Genomic DNA, 18,654 nt, shown 5'->3' with positions numbered 1-18,654 from the left:
CCGCGACCGCTGGGGTTTCGACCCGGCAGCGCCGGCTGATCGGAGCCCGCGGTTCCCAGGCGATTCACAGCTGGATCGCCAGCATTCTCGAGGTAGCCGCAGCAGGATGAACGGTGTCGGCGAATGGAAGATGGAAGTGGGCTACCGCGAATCGGCCTTACCTCATGGCTTCCAACTCGCTCGACCTCGGCGGTTCACTGCTCGGACCGCCTTCTCGCCGACCGGCGGCGCCGACCCCTCGCACGCGCCGCCGGTCCGCGACAACCTCGTCCGGCAATTGCGGGGGTTCCAGCGGGAGCAGCCAGACGATCGCGGCGATGAGCGCGACGGTGGCGAGCAGCGTGTAGGAATCGCCGAGCAGGAATTGCCATAGTGTCCAACGGAATTCCCGGCCCTCGGTCTGCGGCACCTGCCAGATCAGCCCCTGTGGCAGCAGCGGCAGGTCCGGATCCCACGATCCGAACCGGTCGGCCCGCAGCGGCCACGCGAAGACGAACAGGTAGCTGATCATGGGGACGCCGATCCGGATGGCGAGCGAACGCCGGCGCAGCGCGTGGATCAGCCACAGCAGCGCAGGCACGATCCACACCCAGTAGTGGGTCCAGGAAATCGGCGAGACCAGCAGCATCACCGTGGCAGCGAGCAGCGCGCCGAGCAGTTCGTCGCCGCGTAGATAGGCGATCCGGGCCGCCGCGATTCCGGCCAGTGCGAGCAGACCCGCGCAAACGAACGATGCCGTCGTGTCATCCCAGTTCGACCATTGCAGCCGGCCGAACATGCCGTTGATCGACTGATTCTGCACATAGGCGAAGCCGATCCGGTTCTGTGACGACATGGTGGTGGTCCAGAACTGCAGCGCCTGGGTCGGTCGGTACCAGAAGCCGATCGCGACCGTCGCGCCGAAGGTCGCGGCGGCCGTGGCGGCGGCGCGGAACTGGCGGGTGATGAGCAGATAGACGATGAAGACCGCGGGGGTCAGTTTCAGTCCGGTCGCGATGCCGATGAGGATGCCGCGGTACCGACTCTGCTTGGGGATGGCCAGATCCGCCAGCACCAAAGCCATGAGAATCGCGCTGAGTTGTCCGAACCGGAATGTCTGCTGGACGGGCTCCAGCCAGATCGCGGCTCCGGTGATGGCGATCGCCAGTGCCAGCAACCCGGCGCTGCGGCGCTGATGTTGGAGTTTGCCGGCGCTCCATACGCTCACGAACAGTGATGCCATCGTGAGGATGGTGACGCCGGTCCCGATGTAATTGATCGGGAACCGCGACAGTTCGGCGCAGATCCAGGCGGCGAAGACGGGGTAGAGGAAGGGCAGGCCGAGCGGGCCGCGGCCGTCGTACAGCAACGCCGGATGTGTCGCCGCGGCCGTGCCGCCCCACATATAGACCTGGAGATCGACTTGGTGCCAGTACATCTGCCAGTTGGGCCGTAGGAAGGCCAGCCAGGCGCCGATGGATAGGGATGCGAATATGATTGCGGCACTGAGTGTTAAGGCGCTGGGTGACAAGGCACTGGGTGGCAAGGCACTGGGCGTTAACTTGTGCGGGGCTCTGGGCTCGGTCCCCACATCGGCAGCGCGCTGTTCTCCTGATCGCAGGATGACAGCCATGGAGTTGTTTTTCCTTCATCAGGTGACACAGCTCGGATGGACAGCAAATGCTTAGCTAAACTAAGAGCAATTCATCGTATCATCGCTGCTCACCGGAGGCTGCCCATACTTCCCGGGGCTGGTGAGGCGCTACCGGGCGAGCACCAGCAGAAGGTGTTCGACTTCCGACTTGATAACGCTGCGAGCGGATTTCAGGTACTTGCGCGGGTCGCAGAGCGTGGGGCTGTCGGCCAGCGTGCTCCGAATCGCGTCGGTGGCAACGACATTCAGGCGGGTGGCAATGTTGATTTTGGTCATGCCGTGCTCGACGGCGGCGCGCAGACCCGCATCGGGAACACCGGAGGAGCCGTGCAGCACAAGGGGGACAGGCACTTTCGCGGCCAGGCCGGCAATCAGGTCGTTATCCAATTCGGCGGTGCGGGTCTGCATGGCGTGCGAGGAGCCGACTGCGACGGCCAGCGCGTCCACGCCGGTGCTCGCGACGAATTCGACGGCCTCGTCCGGATCGGTGCGGACACCAGGAGCGTGCGCGCCGTCCTTGCCGCCCACCGCACCGAGTTCGGCTTCGACGAAGACCTCGCGGTCGTGGCACCAGCGGGTGATATCGGCGGTGGCGGTGACGTTTTCGGCGTAATCGAGGGTGGAGCCGTCATACATGACCGAGCGAATGCCGAGGTCGACAGCGGTGCGAATGAGTTCGAACGAGGTGGCGTGATCCAGGTGGACGGCGATATCCGCGGTGCTGTCGGCGGCGATCCGCAGGCAGGCGAGGGCGATCGGGGCCAGGCTGCCGTGGTAGTGCACCGTATTCTCCGAAAGCTGGAGCAGCACCGGTCGTTTCGCCGCCTCTGCGGCCGCGGCGATGGCCTCGGCGTGTTCGAGGGTGATCACGTTGAACGCGCCGAGACCGCCCGGGCGGGCGGCGCTGATCAGGTCAGGGACGGGTCTCGAGGTCACGGCGAAGTCTCCTGGGTGGGGTCCCCAGGGCTGGACTCGGCCGCGGGGTCGGCTAGTCGTTCGACGACCACGGTGGGCGCGACGCGGGCACGCAGGCTGCGATCGATCTCGCCGGCGACCGGGATGACGACCGCGGCGGCGGAGGTGGCGACGGCATCGACGAGGATGGCGGACCAGTCCGGCAGGACGTCGGCCTCGGAGAGTGCGGCGATCACCGCGGCTGCTGCGGAATCACCTGCGCCGGTGGGATTTCCGGCGAGCGGTTCGGGCAGTACGGCCGACCATGCGCCCTCGGCGGTGACCACGATCATGCCCTCGGCGCCGCGGGTGGCGATGATGGCGCGCACCCCGCGCTCGATGAGCGGGCGTGCGGCCGTGGCGACCTCGTCCGGGGTCACCGGAACCCGTCCGGTGAGCCGTTCCAGCTCTTCGGTATTGGGCATCAGGACGACGCCCGGCACCTGGGCGGCCAGGCGCAGCGACTCACCGTCGACATCGCAGATGGTCGGCACGCCGGCGGCGATGGCGGTGCGGGCGATTTCGGCGGGCAGGCCGGCCGCGATACCGCCCGGCAGTGATCCCGAGATGACGAGGCCGTTGATATCGGGCAGCATTCCGGCAACCCGGACCGAGAGCTGTTCGGCGGCATGTGGATTCGAGACGCGCGCGCCGGGTTCCCACAGCGCGGTCGCGGTACCGTCATCGGATTCGCTGATCACCACCGTGCGCCGGACCCAGGGCAGCGCGTGTACGAAATCGACCGGCATCTCCAATTCCGCGGCGGCCGCGAAGGCATGGTCGGAGAAACCGGTAGCCCTGGCATATTTCCCGAGCTGATTGAGCACCCGCGTCACATTGATGCCCTTGCCGCCGATGCGCTGTTCGACCGAACGGACCCGATGCGCCTGGCCGCGCTCGAAATGCTCTACGCGGTAGGTCATATCGTAGGCGGGATTCATTGTCACGGTGAGGATCACGTCAACCACTGTCCATGTCTGAGCACCCGTCGCAACTGGAGATTGTCATCAACTATCAATAGGTCGGCGAAGTGATCGGTCGAGAGGTCGCCCACATCGGCCAGTCCGGCCGCCGCGGCCGGAATTGATGTGGCGGCAATCACAGCATCGCAGAGCGGTACACCGCAGGTGTCGACCGCCCAGGCGAGGCATTTCAGGAGATGCGCGGTGCCGCCGGCGATGGAGCCGTTGGCCACCCGGGCCACGCCGTCGATGACGCGGACCACCTGCGGGCCGAGCTGGTACTCGCCGTCGGGCATCCCGGCCGCCTGCATCGCGTCGGTGATCAGCGCGATCTGTCCGGGCGCGGTGGCGAAAACCAATGCGCCGAAACCGGAGTCGACGTGCACCCCGTCGCCGATCAGTTCGACTACCGCGTGTCGCTGGGATGCGGCGACGAGCGCGGCGGCCACCGGTCCGGGCCTGCGGTGGTGCAGCGGCGGCATGCCGTTCGCCAAGTGCGTCACCAGACCGCCGAATCCGGTGGGGCGCAGGGCATGGCGGAACCGGGTGAAGTCGGTATCGCTGTGGCCCAGTGACACCACCACATCGCTATCGGAAAGCCGTTGTGCGACCTTGTCGAAACCCGGCAGCTCCGGTGCGAGCGTCATCACCCGCAACTGCCCGTCGGCGGCCGCGAGCAGCTGCTCGGTCAGCTCGAGATCGGGATCGCGCAGATAGCGCGGATCCTGCGCACCGCACCGCGCGGCTGCCAGAAACGGTCCCTCGGCGTGGATGCCGGCGATCGTGCCGTCCGCCACCAACGTGCGCAGCGTCGCGACCTGCGCGACCATATCCGCCGCCGCGCCGGTGACGACGCTCGCCAGCACCGTCGTGGAGCCGTGCGTGTGATGGAACCGCGCGGCGGCCCGTGCTTCGTCGGGGTCGATGGTGTCGAACCGATGCCCGAATCCGCCGTGGTTGTGAATGTCGACAAGTCCGGGCAGCACCGTTCCGGCAAACGGTGGCGCGATCGAATCCGGATGCGCGGCAACCCACTCCGCGAACGATTGCACCTGGGCGATACGTTCGCCGTCTACCGATAGGACGCCGTCGTCGAACTGTGCGGTAGCGGATACGATCCGCCCGCGGATTTCGAGGTCGCTCGTCGATGTCATGGGCGCACCTCCGTTCCGTGTACTTCTACCAGGAACGGTGCGCCTGGAAACGGTGCGCCTGGAAACGGTGCGCACAGTGCCCGGTCGACGAACCGTCTTCGTGTGCGGTCACGCTCGGCCCGGATAGATTCCGTGGGGGCGGTGTCGCTTGATTCGACGGCAGGGAGTCCGCCTGTCATGCGAGCGTTCCCTGCCGGGCGAAGAGTGCGGCTCCCGCAAGACCGGCCCGCACGCCGAATTCGCCGAGTACGACCTCGGGTGCCGGGACAACGCGCAGCCGTTCGGCCAGGGTGCGGTGCAGGGGTTCGGTCAGCGCGGGTCCGGCGCCTGCGAGGCCACCGCCGAGGATGATCAATTCGGGACAGGCCGCGTGGATGAGGCCGAGCAGTCCGTCGGCCAGCGCGCTGATCGCGTCGGCGACAACGGCTTTGGCATTCGCATCGGTGTCGAGCAGTGCGAAAACATCGGCCGCGCTTGCCGTTTCGTGTCCGGTGCGCTGGCCATAGGCGCGCGCGATCGATGCTCCGGACGCGACGGTTTCTACACAGCCGATATTGCCGCAGGGACAACGCAATCCGTCCGCGTGCCGCACCGGGATGTGACCGTATTCGCCGGTCTGCCCGTACCCGCTGCGCACCAGCCTGCCGCCGACCGACAGGGTGCCGCTGATGCCGGTACCGAGAATGACCACGCAGACATCGTCGTGGCCGCGCCCCGCGCCGAAACGCCATTCGGCCCAGCCGGCCACCGCGACATCGTGCTCGATCAGCACCGGCATGCCCCAGCGTGCGGTGAACCGGTCGCCGATATGCACATCGCGCCAGCCGACATTGCTACTGAATACCGCGATCGAGCGGACGGGGTCGACGATGCCCGGCAGTAATACAGCCGCGCGCGCGACCAGGTCGCGCTGCTCGTCGGTCAGTTCGGCCAGCAGTTGATCGCCGAGCGCCCCCATGGTTTCGAAGGCCGCCTCGCCCTGCGGTGTCGCCACCACACCCGAGGCCAGCACCAGGCCGGATGCATCGGTGATCTCGCCCTTCATCGTGGTGCCGCCGACATCGAGGCCGAGAACCAGGAACTCATCCGACAACGCCGGGACCGGCTGCGGCTGTACCGCAGCCGGTCCCGGCGCCACTGCGGCGACCGGCATCGCCGAGCTGTGTTTACCCACCCCGTCGGCTCCGCCTCTTTGCCACCCCCTCGCCGCCCCCGTGCCGTCCGCGAGATCGTCGCGGGGCCCGGCGGTTGTCGCGGCTCGTGTTTCGGGTCGAGCCGCGCGGGTTTCCGGTGGTCGCGCTCCCGATTCGGTTCCCATAATCGGCACAGTAGTTCCTGGTACCGGACGATCACTGATCCAGGACGACGGAGCGGTTCAGGTTGCGCGGATGGTCGGGGTCCAGGCCTTGGTCGGCGGCGCGCAGCACACAGAGCTGGTGGACGCGGACCAGATCGGCCATCGGGTCGATATCGCGGTGTTCGAAATGTGCGCCGGTGACGGCCACATCGGCCGCGAAGTTGGGGACCAGCGGCCCGAAGGCCCAGACGGCGCGGCCGGGGGTGGAGATGCTGATCGGGCCGTGCCGGTATTCGGTCTGCAGATAGGCCTCGGTCCAGGACTGGCAGGATTCGCGCAGTTTGAGACCGGCCTCTTCGGCGATCGCGGCTGCGAAGCCCATGCCGACGAAGCTGATCTGCTCCGCATGGCGCACCGCGGTCAGTGCCGTAGCGGCGTCTTCGGCGAGCACCGCCCGGGCCTGCTCGATGGCGGGATTCAGGTCCTCGCCGAGGTGCCAGCGCAGGATGGCCAGCGCGGTGGTGGCGAAGCGGGTCTGCACCACGGACAGTTCGTCGACCTCGTCGATCAGGATCGGGTCGCCGAGGTCGAGCACCGGGGTGCCCGGACTGCTGCAGATGACGGTGCGCGGGATGTGTGCTGGGATCTCCCGCATGGCATCGACCACCTCGGTGGTGGTGCCGGAGCGGCAGATGACCAGGTAGCGGTCGTAGTCGCGACCGCCGCGGACCTCGCTGGCGGGCCAGGCGTCGGTGACGCCCTGACCCGAGCCCTCGCGCAGTGACGCGATCGCACGGGACATGAACAGCGAAGTGCCGCAACCGATGACGGCCACGCGCTCGCCCGGTTGGGGCAGTACAGCGCGGTGTTCGGCGGCGATGGTCTCGGCGCGGGCCCAGTCGTCCGGTTGGGTGGCGACTTCGGCGGCCAGATGAGTCACGGGGGTGGGGTGAGCGGAGATCGGCACAACAACAGAATCGCTCTGATGATCGTTCATGTCAAATTTACGAGCGAATCAGTCACATGTGATCACTATTGGGTCTAGATTTATCGCTAGCGACTGCTAGCCAGGTCGCTCGAAAGGATCAGCTCAGTCGATTTGTTCGCTCCATCATCGGCCGGTCCAGTCGCGCCCGGAGTGAAAATTTGAAAGGTTCAGCTCGTGAAACGACCCCTCCACGGCGTACTCGCGGGGATCGCGATGGCGACCGGCCTCGCGCTCGCCGTTTCGTCCTGCGGTTTCGGCTCCAAGGACTCCGCCGATTCCGATAAGACGATCAACTTCCTCGCCCCGACCTATAGCGACGGCGCCAACGGCACCAAGGCGCTGTGGGACCACATCATCGACGGCTTCCAGAAGCAGAATCCCGATATCAAGGTGAACCTGCAGATGGAGTCCTGGGATTCGATCAACGATGTGGTGCGCACCAAGCTGCAATCGCAGTCGACCACGCCGGACATCCTGAACATCGACGCCTACGCCAGCTTCGCCGGTGACGGCATGCTCTATCCGGCGTCGGAGATCGTGTCGCCGGACGTGCTCGCCGATATCCAGCCCGGCTTCGCCAAGAACGCCTCGCTGAACGGTCAGCAGTTCGCGCTGCCGCTGTTCGCCTCGACGCGCACGCTGTTCTACAACAAGGATCTGTTCACCAAGGCCGGCGTCACGACCCCGCCCAAGACCTGGTCCGAGCTGACCGACGCGGCCAAGAAGATCCAGGCCCTCGGCGGCGGCGTCTCCGGCTACGGCCTGCCGCTCGGCAGTGAGGAGGCCCAAGGCGAAACCTCCATCTGGACCTTCGGTGCGGGCGGCAACTGGTCCGACGGCGACAAGGTCACCGTGGACACGCCCCAGAATCTGGAGGGTGTGAAAGCCATGCGCGAGTTGATCGATTCCGGCGCGACCCAGCCGAATCCCGGTGCGACCGACCGCAAGGACGTCATCAACGCCTTCATCCAAGGCAAGATCGGCATGATCGAGGGCCTGCCACCGACCATCGGTCAGATCGCCTCGAAGAACCCGGGCCTGCAGTACGGGACCGCGCCCTCGCCGACCAAAACCGGTGATCCGGTGACCCTCGGCGTCGCCGACCACCTGATGGCGTTCAAGAAGGACGGCAAGAAGACCGAGTCGATCAAGAAATTCCTCGACTTCTTCTTCAATGCGGATTCCTACGCGAACTTCGTCAAAACCGAGGGCTTCATCCCGATCACCAAGAGCGGGGCGACCGCCCTGGCCGAGGATCCGGTGACCAAGGCGTTCTCGGCCACGTTGCCGGTGGCCAAGTTCTACCCGAGCAACAACCCGAAGTGGGCCCCCGTGCAGGGTGCGATTCGTCAGCAGATGGGCACCATCGCGCAGGGCTCGGATCCGGCGCAGGTGTTGTCCCGCATCCAGGAAGCCGCGAAATAAGGTGGGGCGCCCAGCGGCCCGAGCGACGGGCCCGGAGGAGGTAGCGAAGCGTGACCACGCAGGGCCCCGGGAGGGCCGCAAATTGAATGGAGCATCCCGGGTGGGGAAGAATTCGACACTGCGGGCCGTCCCTTGGATCGGGCCGTCCCTGGTGCTGATCGCGGCGATCGTCGCGTTCCCGGTCGGCTACATGGTGTGGACCAGCACCCGGGACCTGAGCGCCTACGGCCAGGATCGCGGTCCGGCCGGGCTGGCCAACTTCCGGACCCTGTTCGACATCAGTGAACTGGGCACGGTACTCGGGCATACGGTGGTCTGGGTGGTCAGCGTCGTGCTGATCACCCTGGTCCTCTCGGCGGGGCTGGCGCAGTTCCTCAACAAGGACTTCCCCGGACGCACCGCGGTGCGGATGGCGATCCTGGTGCCGTGGGCGGCCTCGGTCGTGATGACGACGACGATCTTCTACTACATGCTCGATCCCGATGTCGGCATCGCGAACCGATTCCTGGTCGATATCGGGCTGCTGGATCGGGGCTACGGCTTCACCAAGCAGCCGACACCGGCCTTCCTGGTCGCGATGGGCGTCGCGGTGTTCGTCTCCATCCCGTTCACCACCTACACGATTCTGGCCGGGTTGCAGTCGATTCCGGCCGAAATCGAGGAGGCGGGCCGGGTCGACGGCGCCAGCGCGTGGCAGCGCTACCGGTATCTCACACTGCCGCAACTGCGTCCGGCGATCGCGGTGGCGACCATCATCAACATCATCAATGTCTTCAATTCGCTGCCCATCCTGCAGGTGATCACCGGCAGTATCGCGGGCTTCGGCGCGGATACGACAACGACGTTGACGTTCAAGCTGATTCGGCAGAATCAACAGCTCGATACCGCGGCCGCGATGAGCGTGCTGAACTTCGCCCTGATCGTGGTGATCATCGCGATCTACGTGAAGGTCATCAAGCCGACACAGCAGGTGGACCAATGAGCGTGGCATCGCGTAGCGCTTCGATGAGGGGTGGTGGCTGGGTGGCGGGTGGGCCTTCTCGAGCGGATATTCATATCGAGGGTGTCGAGATCCCGCCGGACACAACGGTTGTCGAGGGCAATGGCAAGCGACTTCGGCGGCGGCGCTGGGAACTCACCGCGGTGGGCGTGGTGCTCGCCGTCATCTTCCTGACGCCGTTCGTGGTGATGGTGTTCGGCTCGTTGAAGAGTCGGGCCGAAATCCTGCGCATCCCACCGACGTATCTGCCGCAGGAATGGCATCCGGACAACTACTCGACCATGTGGGACACCCCCGAGACGCCGCTGCCGTTCAATCTGGCGAGCACGATCATCATCTCGGTCTGTGCCACCCTGCTGGTGCTCGTCGTGGCCATACCGGCCGCGTATTACACGGCGCGGCACAAGTTTCCGGGCCGGGCGGTGTTCCTCGCGCTGGTGCTCGTCACCCAGATGTTGCAGCCGACCGTGCTGGTGACCGGCCTGATCCGGGAGTTCTTCGCGCTCGGGATCAACGACACCTGGCTGGCGATGATCCTGGTCAACGCCGCGTTCAACCTCTCGTTCGCGGTCTGGATCCTGCACAGCTTCTTCGCCGCGATCCCGGTGGAGATCGAGGAGGCCGCGCAGCTGGACGGTCTGGGTCGGTGGCAGATCCTGGTCCGGGTGAGTCTGCCGCTGGTCTGGCCGGGCATCGTCACCGCGACCATCTTCGTGGTGGTGGCCTGCTGGAACGAGTTCGCGGCCAGCCTGGTGGTGCTGACCACGCCCGAGAACCAGCCGCTGTCGGTGGCGCTGACGAAGTTCGTCGGGCAGTACGACACGGCGTGGCAGTACGTCTTCGCCATCTCGACGGTGGGCATCGTGCCGGTGGTCATCTTGTTCGCGTTCATCGAGAAGCGCCTGGTCGCGGGTCTCACCGCGGGCAGCGTCAAGTAATCGCCCGATACGCGGCGGGTGGCCAGGTGCCGCCCGCCGCTGTCGTGGGCTGCAGTATCACCAGCCCGGTCAGCACGCTGACCGAACCGCAGTTCGGTCAGGCGCTGTCGGATCTGTTGCCGCCCTTGGCTCGAGCCCTCGTCGGGCAGGCTATCGGTACGCAGCGGTAGGAGGGGCCGACTACCGGCGTGGAGGCGGTCAACGAGATGTCCGCGCCGGGGTCCGGGCGCTTCCGCCCGGTAGCATCGAACCGTGGCACGCCAGGATGACGAACCCAAGGATGGTCGCAGTTACGGCGGGCTATCCAGGGAGCAGCGAGTAGCCCAGCGACAGACACGACTTATCGACGCCGCGCTGGAATTATTCGGTACCCAGGGCTATGCGTCCACCTCGATCGAGCGGCTGTGCACCGTCGCCAATGTGTCCACGCGCAGTTTCTACGAAGATATGGGCAGCCGCGAGGCATTGTTGATCGCGCTGGTGAATCGCATTACCGCGCATGCGGTCGAGCGCGCACTGGGAGTTTTATCGAAAACCGCCGGGCAACCGCTGTCGACTCGGGTGGTCGACAGTTTTCGGGCCTATCTCGAGGTGACTTGTGCGGACCAGCGGTCGGCGCGCGTGTGCTACGTCGAGGTGGTCGGCGTCAGCTCGGCGGTGGAGGATTGGCGCAGGCAGCAGCGGCGCCTGCTGTCCTCGCTGCTGATCAGCGAGGCCGAACGCGCCGTCGAGCGCGGGGAGACCAAGCCGCGGCGCTTCGATCTGTTCGCGCTCGCGGTGATCGGAGCGGTGAATTCACTGGCCCAGGAGTTGGTGCGGACCACGCATCCGGAGGCCGAGATATCGCTGGATGAAATATGCGAGGAGATCGCGTACTTCGTGAATTCCGGGCTCGCGCTGACCTGATTCGGCGAGTCCGAATCTTCTTTCGCATATGGACCGACGATCCGTGTGCGCAGTTTCCGGCGCATCCGAATGTGGTGCCGGTGCTGATGAATCCGCAGTACACCAGTGAACCCTTCAATGAGCCTGCGGTTTTGGCCGCTCCGAGCGGGCGGCTTCGTTCCTGGCTGTCCCGTTGGCTCGGGTTCCGGAGTTGCGGTGACGCGTCCGGTTCGATCAAGCGGCATGCCGGACCCGGCTGCGGATGGCGGTGACGGCGGGGATCACGCGGGTGGCCGTATTGCGCAGTGCGATACCGGCTTTCGTGGCCGGGATGAGCATCGCCGCCGCGGTGCTGATGCCGTTGAGCTTGGGGTCGACCAGCACCCGATGCCGGGTCTCGTAGCGCCGAAATGCCGCCTCGTGAGCGTCGGGCGTGGACGCCAATTCCTCGGCCAAGGTGTACGCACCAGCGATGGCCAGGGTGGAGCCGTCGCCGAACAGCGATACGCAGGAGGCGGCGTCCCCGAGTAGTGCGATACGTCCGTCCGCCCAGTGCGGCAACTCGCCCTTGCTGACGGAGTCGAAGAACAGGTCATCGGTGTCGCGCACGCGATCGAGGAGTTCGGGGACGCGCCAGCCCTGATCGGTGAAGGCCTCGATGACGAGGCGCTTGTGCAGTTCGGTGTCGCGGTGGTCGAAACCGGGTACGCCCTGGTGCCGGAACATGAATGCGGCGAGTGCGTGGCCGTTCGACGGGTGGACCGATACCGCCCGTCCGGGTGTGTTGTAGATGAGGACTTCCTGGTCGCTGCCGAACGGCTCGTCGATCCGCACGGTCGCGATGTAGATGCCCATGTGCCGGATGAACTCGGACTCGGCACCGAAGACCAAGCGCCGTACCGTCGAATGCAGGCCGTCCGCACCGATGACGAAGTCGAATCGGCGGGTTTGTGCCTTTTCGAAGGTGACGTCGACGCCGTCGGCCTGCTGCGTCAGGCCGGTAATCGTGTCGCCCCACAGGAATTCGGCATGGTCGCGGCTGGCGTCCAGCAGGATCGCGGCGAGATCGGCTCGGGGGACCTCGACTTCGCGGTCGCCTGCCGATCCCTGGAATGCCTTCAGGTCGACTCGGGCGACTCGGCGGCCGGTGTTGTTGACGAAATTCATCTGGGACACATCGGAACTCGCGGCGCGCAGTCGCGGCATTGTTCCCATCTGCTCGACCACATCGATGGCGGGACCCTTCACATCGACCGGGTTTCCGCTCGAGCGCTGGCCGGTGGCGCGCTCGACCACCGTGACGTGGAAGCCGCGGTCGGCCAGCCAGTACGCCAGCGTCGATCCGCCGATGCCCGCTCCGGAGATCAGAACCGTCTTGGTCATGGCAACACCTTTCTTAAGTGGACGAAAATCGTCCGTTTAGAAGGAGGGTACAGTAAACGGAAGGATTTCGTCCACTTAGTCTGGGAGGTGAGGGTCACGACCGCGCTGAAGAGGGCCGATGCCAGGAACAATCGGGATCAGATCATCGCGGCGACGCTGATCGCATTCCGTGAGCAGGGCGTCGATGTGCCGATGAAGGAGATCGCCGACCGGGCCGGGGTCGGCGTCGGCACGCTGTATCGGCACTTTCCGGACCGGGATGCGTTGATCGCCGAGACGGCCCAGTCCTACCTCGCGGATCTGGCCGGGTTGGCTGCCACCGCGTGGCGAGAGGAAGGTGCGGCGTGGGCGGCGCTTTCGCGGTTTCTGCACGCGTGTGCCGAGCGGCGGGTGGGGGCGCTGGCCGCGGCGATCGAACCCAATCTGCATGCGGAGATCCGGGCCGATCCGCGGTTGCGCGAGGTGCGGGCGGCGATCGTCGAGTTGGTCGAGCGGATGACCAGGGCGGCGCAGGCCGATGGTGCCATGCGTGCCGATGTCGAGCCGGGGGATGTCGCGCGGCTGATGACTTTGCAGGTCTATACCCGGCCGGACGAGTCGTATGTGGATGCCGTTCATCGGGTCGTCGAGATCGTGCTCGCCGGGCTGCGGGCTGGGTGATGGAGGTGTCCTGCTTGGCAATACGGCGCCGGAATCTCTACGGTCGGCAGGTGCCTGTGGTCAGATTGTTCGCGTGCATGGAAGAACAGCAGGTCGTCCGGATCGACGGGACGGCGTGAGATGACCGGACCGACGGACCGGCCGCAGCGGTGGAACCGACTGCTGGAACTGCTCGCCGACTCCGGGCGACTCTCGGTGGAGGAAGCGGCCGAACGACTCGGCGTATCCCCGGCGACCGTGCGCCGCGATTTCACCGCGCTCGCCGAACAGCAACTGGCCACCCGAACACATGGTGGCGTGGTCGCGACTTCGATCGCCTACGACCTGCCCGCCCGCTACCGGCAAGGCGGCGGTGAGGCCAAGCATCGGATCGCCGAACACGCGGCGGGACTTATCGAACCGAGTGCGGTGATCGGAATGAACGGTGGCACCACGACGACCGCGGTGGCGCGGGCATTGGCCGGCCGCACCGATTTGGCCAACGCCGGTGGCGACCAACTGACCATCGTGACCAATGCCCTGAATATCGCCGTCGAGATGGTATTGCGTCCGCATGTGCGCACGATCGTGTTGGGCGGGGTTGCGCGGCGCGAGTCCTACGAACTACACGGGCCGCTGGCCGAGCGCGCATTGGCCGAATTGCGTTTGGACGCACTGATTCTCGGCGTGAACGCGATCTCCGCCGAAGGCGGAGCGCAGTGCCGTCACATCGATGAGGCCGGGGTGACCACCGAGATGGTGCGCCGCTCCGGCCACGTCATGGTCGTCGCCACCGCCGACAAACTCGAGCGCTCAGCATTGGCCCGGATCTGCGGTATCGAGCAGGTCGATGTGCTGGTTACCGATACCGACGCGGATCCGGTTGCGGTGGCGACGATTCGCGCGGCTGGGGTCCGCGTCGATGTGGTCTGACTCGGGCTCTGCCCGGTGGGCTGGCTATCGGGTGGGGTGGTTGGCCGGGCCGGGATCGCCTACCGTCGCGCATCGACGCTGGTCATCGTGTCGTCCCGCGGAGTCCTCGACCATCGGCGAGCCCGCCGTGGGTGCGTCTTGCGGAACTGCCGCATGCTGCGAACCGGGCGTACCTTGGGCAACCGGCGCATCGGCCGGAATCAGTAGACCGATAGCGACGCCAGCGAGGGCTTGCAGGGCGGGCGGTCCCGATTGCGGCGGCAAACCCGTTCCTGAATGCCCGCGCGGAGGCGAATCCGCCGACCGCTGCGGGCAAGGCGGTTCCGAAGGTGCCGCCGAGCTGTGCGCTATTTGTCGCTGAGCGCGGTGCCGACCGGTGCAGGTCCACCCAGGTTCTCGACGGTGCCAGCGGCCGTTCTGCGCAGCGTCCGCACCCAGACCACGAATCCCCAGGCGACGAACCCCGCGTAGATCAGATACAGGGTCGCCGACGGGTAGTAGCCAGCTTTCAGCAGCAACGGCACGCCGACCAGATCGACGGCGATCCAGATGAGCCAGAACTCCGCGAGCCCGCGCGCCATCCCGTAGGTCGCGAGCACCGAACCGGTGAAGATCCAGGCCTCCGCCCACGGTCCGTAGGAGCCGATCATCACGAACAACTGGGCGAACGCGGCCGTGCCGATCAGCATCGCGGCGACCAGCAGCAGGCGTTCACGCGCACTGGCCCAGCGTGGCATCACGCCGCGATGCTCGAGACCGGTTTCGGTGCGCGCGTGGCGATACCAACTCCACCAGCCGTACACACTGACCGCGATGAACATCAGTTGCCGACCGGCCTGTCCGGCCATGTTCAGATGCTGCGGGGTATTGAAGACGCCGCCGACGAAGACGGTGAACAACAGTGCGTTCCCCGCGATCCCGATCGGCCACGCCCACACCCGCCGCCGCATCCCGCCGACCGCGGACGCCAGCCCGAAGCCATTGCCGATGACCTCCCGCCACAGAATCTCCGAGCCTGCGATATGCAGCTTCGCATCGAGCAGCGCGAGGAATGGGTTCACCCCCGCTGTAACCCGAGCCAGCCGATATCTCATCCCGACCAGCGGATTGGACGCACCCGGATTGAAATGCCAGCCGGTGCCATCGCACATCGGGCGGCATGACCCGGTAGGCATTCTGCGACGACTCCACGACGTGCAGCCAACACGGCAGCGGACTGCCATCAGGCCCGGGCGCGTCCTCGCAAACCTTCGTGTTTGGAGAACAGCGTTTTGTGCGGTGAGTCGGTCTGCGAGGTGCGTGAAAGTCTGCGAGGCAGCACATTCGGTCGCCGACTCATGGTTCTTCGATGTCCTGAACGGAGGTGGGCTCGATGGTGATTGCCTCGCCGCAATCCAGGTCGTCGTACTCGGTGAGCCAGCCATCCGCACCGATCTCGCAGAGCGAACCGTCCGCGCGCTGGTACAGCGCGACGCTATCCACAGGAGCCAATTCCAGCTTGGATGGAGTGTCTTCATGGAAGGCTGCGAGCAGCGCCCGCACCGATGGGGCGATTTCGTTGCGCTCAGGTTGGATCTCAGTCATCTGTATTTCGTCCCAACGGGTTCGGGAGATCCGTCGTGCACAGAAGGGCGGCCCAGTAGTCATCGCGCAGCGCGTCCCAAAGGTCGTTGTGCTCGGCCAGCAGCTGGCGTGCGTCGGCGAGGTCGGGGTCCGCGTCGAACAGGATCGTTCCCGGTTGGGCGTCCGGAATTGGCATGCGCGATGGCAGGCGATAGGCAGTGAACGACTCGTGTGGGAGCTGGACTCGCAGGATGCGCGGGGAACTGCGGACCAGCTGCCACACCGCAGCTTTGCGGCCATCCTGAGTTTGCGTGGTCCGCAACGCATCTCGACGCATCACGCGACTCCTCCGTTGGCACGCCCGGTGCCGGGGGACTCGCCACCCCGGCACCGGGACGACTTGGTGGGCTCGTCTGCCCACGCACGAACGGCGTCCGCGAACTGCTCGACGACATCGGCCGCAGCGCCGGTATAGGCGGCTGGCGGCCCGACGAACGGGTCACGCTGCGGAAGCTCTCGGCTCGGCACTGCCGACCTCCCCGGACCTCGACGATTGGTGGTGCGCCCGGCCCGACAACCCGTGGATGTCCCTGTGTGAGGGAGTTCGGGTCTGCCGACCTGGCGCTGGGTGCATGTAAACCATCTCGCCGGTTCGCTCGCGATTGAAGCCACACGACCGCTACGGAACCTCTACGCTGGCGTTTTACAGACCGACGAACGCGGGTGGGCGGCTGGCGATGATCGTGACCAGGTGGACGGGTGTGGAAGTCCGCGCGATGCGCACCGCGGTCTTGCGGATCACGCAGAAAGAGTTCGCTGAAATCCTTGGCTACACGGAAGCCGTCGTGCGGAAGTGGGAGAAGCGTGGCGCGACGATCACGTTAGTTCGGCAGTTTGCTGCGGCTATGGACACCGTGTACGAGCGCCTCGACGCCAGGCAGCTAGCGCGGTTCGAAGTTGCGCTCGCAGAAGTTGGCGGCAGCGCGGATCGCCAGTTTGCATCGGTGCTGACTGAGAGTTTCGAAAGTCCTACGACAATCGCGAATCGCATGCAACGTCTGAGCGAACTCGATGCCGAGGACGGTGTCCTCGATGTGTTGTCGCTCGCGATCGATGACATTGTCGACCGCTACGAAGTGGAAGGGCCGCTGCGGCTCGCTCCGGAGGCTATTGCTGTGCGCGATCGGGCGGAGGCGCTGCTGCGCGAGCTGCGGCATCCCGCCCAGTCGCATCGTCTATATCTGATCGCCGGGCGGTTGTCGGGCGTGCTCGCGTACATGGCTGTCAACCGTGGCAAATTCGCGCACGCAAAGATGTACTGCCGCGAGGCATTCGCAATCGCGTCATTGTTGAATGACCGGGAACTCCAGGCTTGGGTACGTGGAACGGAGAGTTTCTGTGCGTACTACCAGGGTGACTTTCAGGATTCCGTCCGGCTGGCGCGCGAAGGCATCGACCTGTCGAGTGCTGGGCCACAATCGATTCGGCTGTACTCGAATGGGCTCGCTCGCGCGTTAGGGAAACTCGGAGACACGCACGGAGTTTCCGAAGCAATCGAATCCGCGATGGCAATAGCGTCTACACACAAGACCGGCCCTTGGCTCACCCCCGCGCTGACCTTCGCGCCGTACGGCGAGGCAAGGCTCATGGCGAACGCGGCGACAGCGTACCTGTCGGCTGGCGGTTATCGGCGGACATTGGACTATGGGCATCAAGTCGATCAGTTGGTCAACGAGTCCGATTCCGTGTGGAGCCGGTCGTTGGTCAAACTGGATGTCGCTGCCGCCTTGCTGCACCAGCGTCGCCCTGACGTCGAGCAGTCCGTGCAGCTCGGGGTCGAGGCGTTGGCCGCGTCGCGTGATCGGCCTATTCGATCGGTGTGGCAGCGCGCGCATGAACTTGGCGCGATCATGGGACCGGTCCCCGGCAAGGCCCCGAACGACTATCTCGACAGCTTGCGTGAATGGGCTATCACCGCACGGGATTTCGCTGCTGCGGACGACCACTAGCGGTTGAGTGAAATCACCGCTCGATCATGCCAGCGATATCGGCGACCTTCTCGCCGCAGCTCGACAAGGTCGACCTTGTCGACTCGGACGGTTACCGGCGGAATGTGGCGGAGTGCCGAGACGTCGGAGACGAGTTCGTTGGGGCTCTGCTTCCTGTTGATGTAGGCGATTCCGAGATGTGGCCGGAATTCTGATGTTTCGGGCAATCGGCTGGCCGGGCGAAATGCTGATGCGGCTGCTCTGAGCGCCCGATGCAGGGCAAGTAGCGGATCCCACGGTGCGACGGAAAACCGGATCGCGCTGCGTGATCCTGCGAGTGGGCCAACACTCATATCGAATGGGGTGAATCCCGAAAGCCGTTCACGCGTCGCATCAACGATCCTGGATAGCTCGATGTCGGGTACATCCTGGGCGTTGCCGACGCCCATCATGGTTACGTGCAGTCCGTCGGTGGGCATCAAGTCGAGATCGTCATCGGCCAACGCCTTTTGGCACTGTCCCGCCAGCGCCGCCAGGTCGGGATTATCGAACGTGAGATACCAGTAGTAGCCAGACCGCCCCGGTGCCCATGCTTTCAGGGTCCAGTGATCTTCGAGTGAGGTCAGTTCCTTGAATGCGGACCAGTCGTTGCTGCGGATGCTGGCGGCTTCCGACGTTGACGCAGGCGGGAGCGGGGGGAACGGACGTTTCGACGTGGCGCTCATACGGGCGGCCGGGTCTCCCTCGAATCAGTGTGACGCTTTCGACGGCGAGTGTACGGCCAGGACCGGCGTGCTCAGTAGGTGTCGTCCGGCCCGGGTGACGGGGTAAGCGAAATGCGTGAGAGCTCGCCGAGATGCCATGAGACCGAAGTCGCCGGACGTCGAACTTGGACGGATGCGCCCGACTCTC

At 65.6% G+C, this 18,654-nt stretch carries 19 protein-coding genes; 7 read left to right on the top strand and 12 right to left on the bottom strand.

The annotated features are described in order from the left end of the window. Window positions 1-157: 157 nt before the first annotated feature. The 6 genes from OG874_RS31685 to OG874_RS31660 form a co-directional block, all read right to left on the bottom strand. A complete protein-coding gene (locus OG874_RS31685; RefSeq protein WP_330250746.1) occupies window positions 158-1,417 on the bottom strand; it encodes a glycosyltransferase 87 family protein in 1,260 nt (419 codons plus the stop codon). Window positions 1,418-1,741: 324 nt separating this feature from the next. Continuing rightward, window positions 1,742-2,569: a class II fructose-bisphosphate aldolase gene (locus OG874_RS31680; RefSeq protein ID WP_330250745.1), complete on the bottom strand. Its 828-nt coding sequence runs from the start codon at window positions 2,567-2,569 to the stop codon at window positions 1,742-1,744. Then, window positions 2,566-3,555, bottom strand: a complete 990-nt coding sequence (locus tag OG874_RS31675; protein WP_330250744.1) for a hexose kinase — start codon at window positions 3,553-3,555, stop codon at window positions 2,566-2,568. The genes OG874_RS31680 and OG874_RS31675 overlap by 4 nt, the downstream gene beginning before the upstream one ends. Then, window positions 3,543-4,703, bottom strand: a complete 1,161-nt coding sequence (locus OG874_RS31670; protein ID WP_330250743.1) for an N-acetylglucosamine-6-phosphate deacetylase — start codon at window positions 4,701-4,703, stop codon at window positions 3,543-3,545. Before OG874_RS31670 ends, OG874_RS31675 begins: the two co-directional genes overlap by 13 nt. 175 nt (window positions 4,704-4,878) lie before the next feature. After that, window positions 4,879-5,877, bottom strand: coding sequence for an ROK family protein (locus tag OG874_RS31665; RefSeq protein WP_330250742.1), 999 nt, complete (start codon window positions 5,875-5,877; stop codon window positions 4,879-4,881). 175 nt (window positions 5,878-6,052) lie between these two features. After that, window positions 6,053-6,997 (bottom strand): SIS domain-containing protein, encoded by a 945-nt coding sequence (locus OG874_RS31660; protein ID WP_330250741.1) that lies wholly within the window; start codon window positions 6,995-6,997, stop codon window positions 6,053-6,055. Between the two features lie 165 nt (window positions 6,998-7,162). Here OG874_RS31660 and OG874_RS31655 point away from each other — a divergent pair, with 165 nt between their 5' ends. The 4 genes from OG874_RS31655 (at window position 7,163) to OG874_RS31640 (ending at window position 11,257) form a co-directional block, all read left to right on the top strand. Then, on the top strand, window positions 7,163-8,413 hold the full coding sequence (locus OG874_RS31655) for an extracellular solute-binding protein (RefSeq protein ID WP_330250740.1): 1,251 nt from the start codon (window positions 7,163-7,165) through the stop codon (window positions 8,411-8,413). Between the two features lie 100 nt (window positions 8,414-8,513). Then, window positions 8,514-9,395, top strand: coding sequence for a carbohydrate ABC transporter permease (locus tag OG874_RS31650; RefSeq protein WP_330250739.1), 882 nt, complete (start codon window positions 8,514-8,516; stop codon window positions 9,393-9,395). Beyond that, the gene (locus OG874_RS31645; RefSeq protein ID WP_330250738.1) at window positions 9,392-10,351 is read left to right on the top strand and encodes a carbohydrate ABC transporter permease; all 960 of its coding nucleotides are present in this window, start codon (window positions 9,392-9,394) and stop codon (window positions 10,349-10,351) included. The genes OG874_RS31650 and OG874_RS31645 overlap by 4 nt, the downstream gene beginning before the upstream one ends. A 252-nt stretch (window positions 10,352-10,603) precedes the next feature. Then, the gene (locus tag OG874_RS31640) at window positions 10,604-11,257 is read left to right on the top strand and encodes a TetR/AcrR family transcriptional regulator (RefSeq protein ID WP_330250737.1); all 654 of its coding nucleotides are present in this window, start codon (window positions 10,604-10,606) and stop codon (window positions 11,255-11,257) included. A gap of 213 nt (window positions 11,258-11,470) precedes the next feature. On the opposite strand, the gene OG874_RS31635 is transcribed toward OG874_RS31640, so the two are convergent. Further along, window positions 11,471-12,619 (bottom strand): FAD-dependent monooxygenase, encoded by a 1,149-nt coding sequence (locus tag OG874_RS31635; protein WP_330250736.1) that lies wholly within the window; start codon window positions 12,617-12,619, stop codon window positions 11,471-11,473. Window positions 12,620-12,706: 87 nt separating this feature from the next. On the opposite strand from OG874_RS31635, the gene OG874_RS31630 reads away from it, so the two are divergent. Then, complete coding sequence (locus OG874_RS31630) at window positions 12,707-13,279, top strand: TetR/AcrR family transcriptional regulator (RefSeq protein ID WP_330250735.1); 573 nt, start codon at window positions 12,707-12,709, stop codon at window positions 13,277-13,279. A gap of 120 nt (window positions 13,280-13,399) precedes the next feature. Then, window positions 13,400-14,191, top strand: coding sequence for a DeoR/GlpR family DNA-binding transcription regulator (locus tag OG874_RS31625; RefSeq protein ID WP_330250734.1), 792 nt, complete (start codon window positions 13,400-13,402; stop codon window positions 14,189-14,191). A gap of 347 nt (window positions 14,192-14,538) precedes the next feature. On the opposite strand, the gene pnuC is transcribed toward OG874_RS31625, so the two are convergent. The 4 genes from pnuC to OG874_RS31605 all read right to left on the bottom strand — a co-directional run bounded on the left by pnuC (window position 14,539) and on the right by OG874_RS31605 (window position 16,282). Next, a complete protein-coding gene (pnuC, locus tag OG874_RS31620; RefSeq protein ID WP_442943446.1) occupies window positions 14,539-15,285 on the bottom strand; it encodes a nicotinamide riboside transporter PnuC in 747 nt (248 codons plus the stop codon). A gap of 241 nt (window positions 15,286-15,526) precedes the next feature. Then, the gene (locus OG874_RS31615; RefSeq protein ID WP_330250733.1) at window positions 15,527-15,775 is read right to left on the bottom strand and encodes a hypothetical protein; all 249 of its coding nucleotides are present in this window, start codon (window positions 15,773-15,775) and stop codon (window positions 15,527-15,529) included. Continuing rightward, window positions 15,768-16,091 carry a hypothetical protein gene (locus OG874_RS31610; protein ID WP_330250732.1) on the bottom strand — a complete coding sequence of 108 codons (324 nt, stop codon included), beginning with the start codon at window positions 16,089-16,091 and terminating at the stop codon, window positions 15,768-15,770. Before OG874_RS31610 ends, OG874_RS31615 begins: the two co-directional genes overlap by 8 nt. Continuing rightward, window positions 16,091-16,282, bottom strand: a complete 192-nt coding sequence (locus OG874_RS31605) for a hypothetical protein (protein WP_330250731.1) — start codon at window positions 16,280-16,282, stop codon at window positions 16,091-16,093. Before OG874_RS31605 ends, OG874_RS31610 begins: the two co-directional genes overlap by 1 nt. Window positions 16,283-16,515: 233 nt before the next feature. Between OG874_RS31605 and OG874_RS31600 the strand changes: the two genes are divergently transcribed. Further along, entirely contained in the window at window positions 16,516-17,763 is a 1,248-nt protein-coding gene (locus OG874_RS31600; protein WP_330250730.1) for a helix-turn-helix domain-containing protein, read from the top strand. Here OG874_RS31600 and OG874_RS31595 read toward each other — a convergent pair. Further along, window positions 17,760-18,467 carry a 2'-5' RNA ligase family protein gene (locus OG874_RS31595; protein ID WP_330250729.1) on the bottom strand — a complete coding sequence of 236 codons (708 nt, stop codon included), beginning with the start codon at window positions 18,465-18,467 and terminating at the stop codon, window positions 17,760-17,762. The two genes, OG874_RS31600 and OG874_RS31595, sit on opposite strands and share 4 nt — an antisense overlap. Window positions 18,468-18,654 lie beyond the last annotated feature (187 nt).

Source organism: Nocardia sp. NBC_00565 (assembly GCF_036345915.1).
Taxonomy (GTDB): domain Bacteria; phylum Actinomycetota; class Actinomycetes; order Mycobacteriales; family Mycobacteriaceae; genus Nocardia.
This window is presented reverse-complemented; position numbering and strand designations above follow the sequence as displayed.

Bases quoted from the DNA above. Each gene is read 5' to 3' on its own strand.
- OG874_RS31660 (WP_330250741.1), bottom strand. From the start codon at position 6,997: ATGAACGATCATCAGAGCGATTCTGTTGTTGTGCCGATCTCCGCTCAC.
- OG874_RS31645 (WP_330250738.1), top strand. From the start codon at position 9,392: ATGAGCGTGGCATCGCGTAGCGCTTCGATGAGGGGTGGTGGCTGGGTG.
- OG874_RS31685 (WP_330250746.1), bottom strand. From the start codon at position 1,417: ATGTACTGGCACCAAGTCGATCTCCAGGTCTATATGTGGGGCGGCACG.
- OG874_RS31625 (WP_330250734.1), top strand. From the start codon at position 13,400: ATGACCGGACCGACGGACCGGCCGCAGCGGTGGAACCGACTGCTGGAA.
- OG874_RS31610 (WP_330250732.1), bottom strand. From the start codon at position 16,091: ATGCGTCGAGATGCGTTGCGGACCACGCAAACTCAGGATGGCCGCAAA.
- OG874_RS31615 (WP_330250733.1), bottom strand. From the start codon at position 15,775: ATGACTGAGATCCAACCTGAGCGCAACGAAATCGCCCCATCGGTGCGG.
- pnuC (WP_442943446.1), bottom strand. From the start codon at position 15,285: ATGAGATATCGGCTGGCTCGGGTTACAGCGGGGGTGAACCCATTCCTC.
- OG874_RS31670 (WP_330250743.1), bottom strand. From the start codon at position 4,703: ATGACATCGACGAGCGACCTCGAAATCCGCGGGCGGATCGTATCCGCT.
- OG874_RS31595 (WP_330250729.1), bottom strand. From the start codon at position 18,467: ATGAGCGCCACGTCGAAACGTCCGTTCCCCCCGCTCCCGCCTGCGTCA.
- OG874_RS31635 (WP_330250736.1), bottom strand. From the start codon at position 12,619: ATGACCAAGACGGTTCTGATCTCCGGAGCGGGCATCGGCGGATCGACG.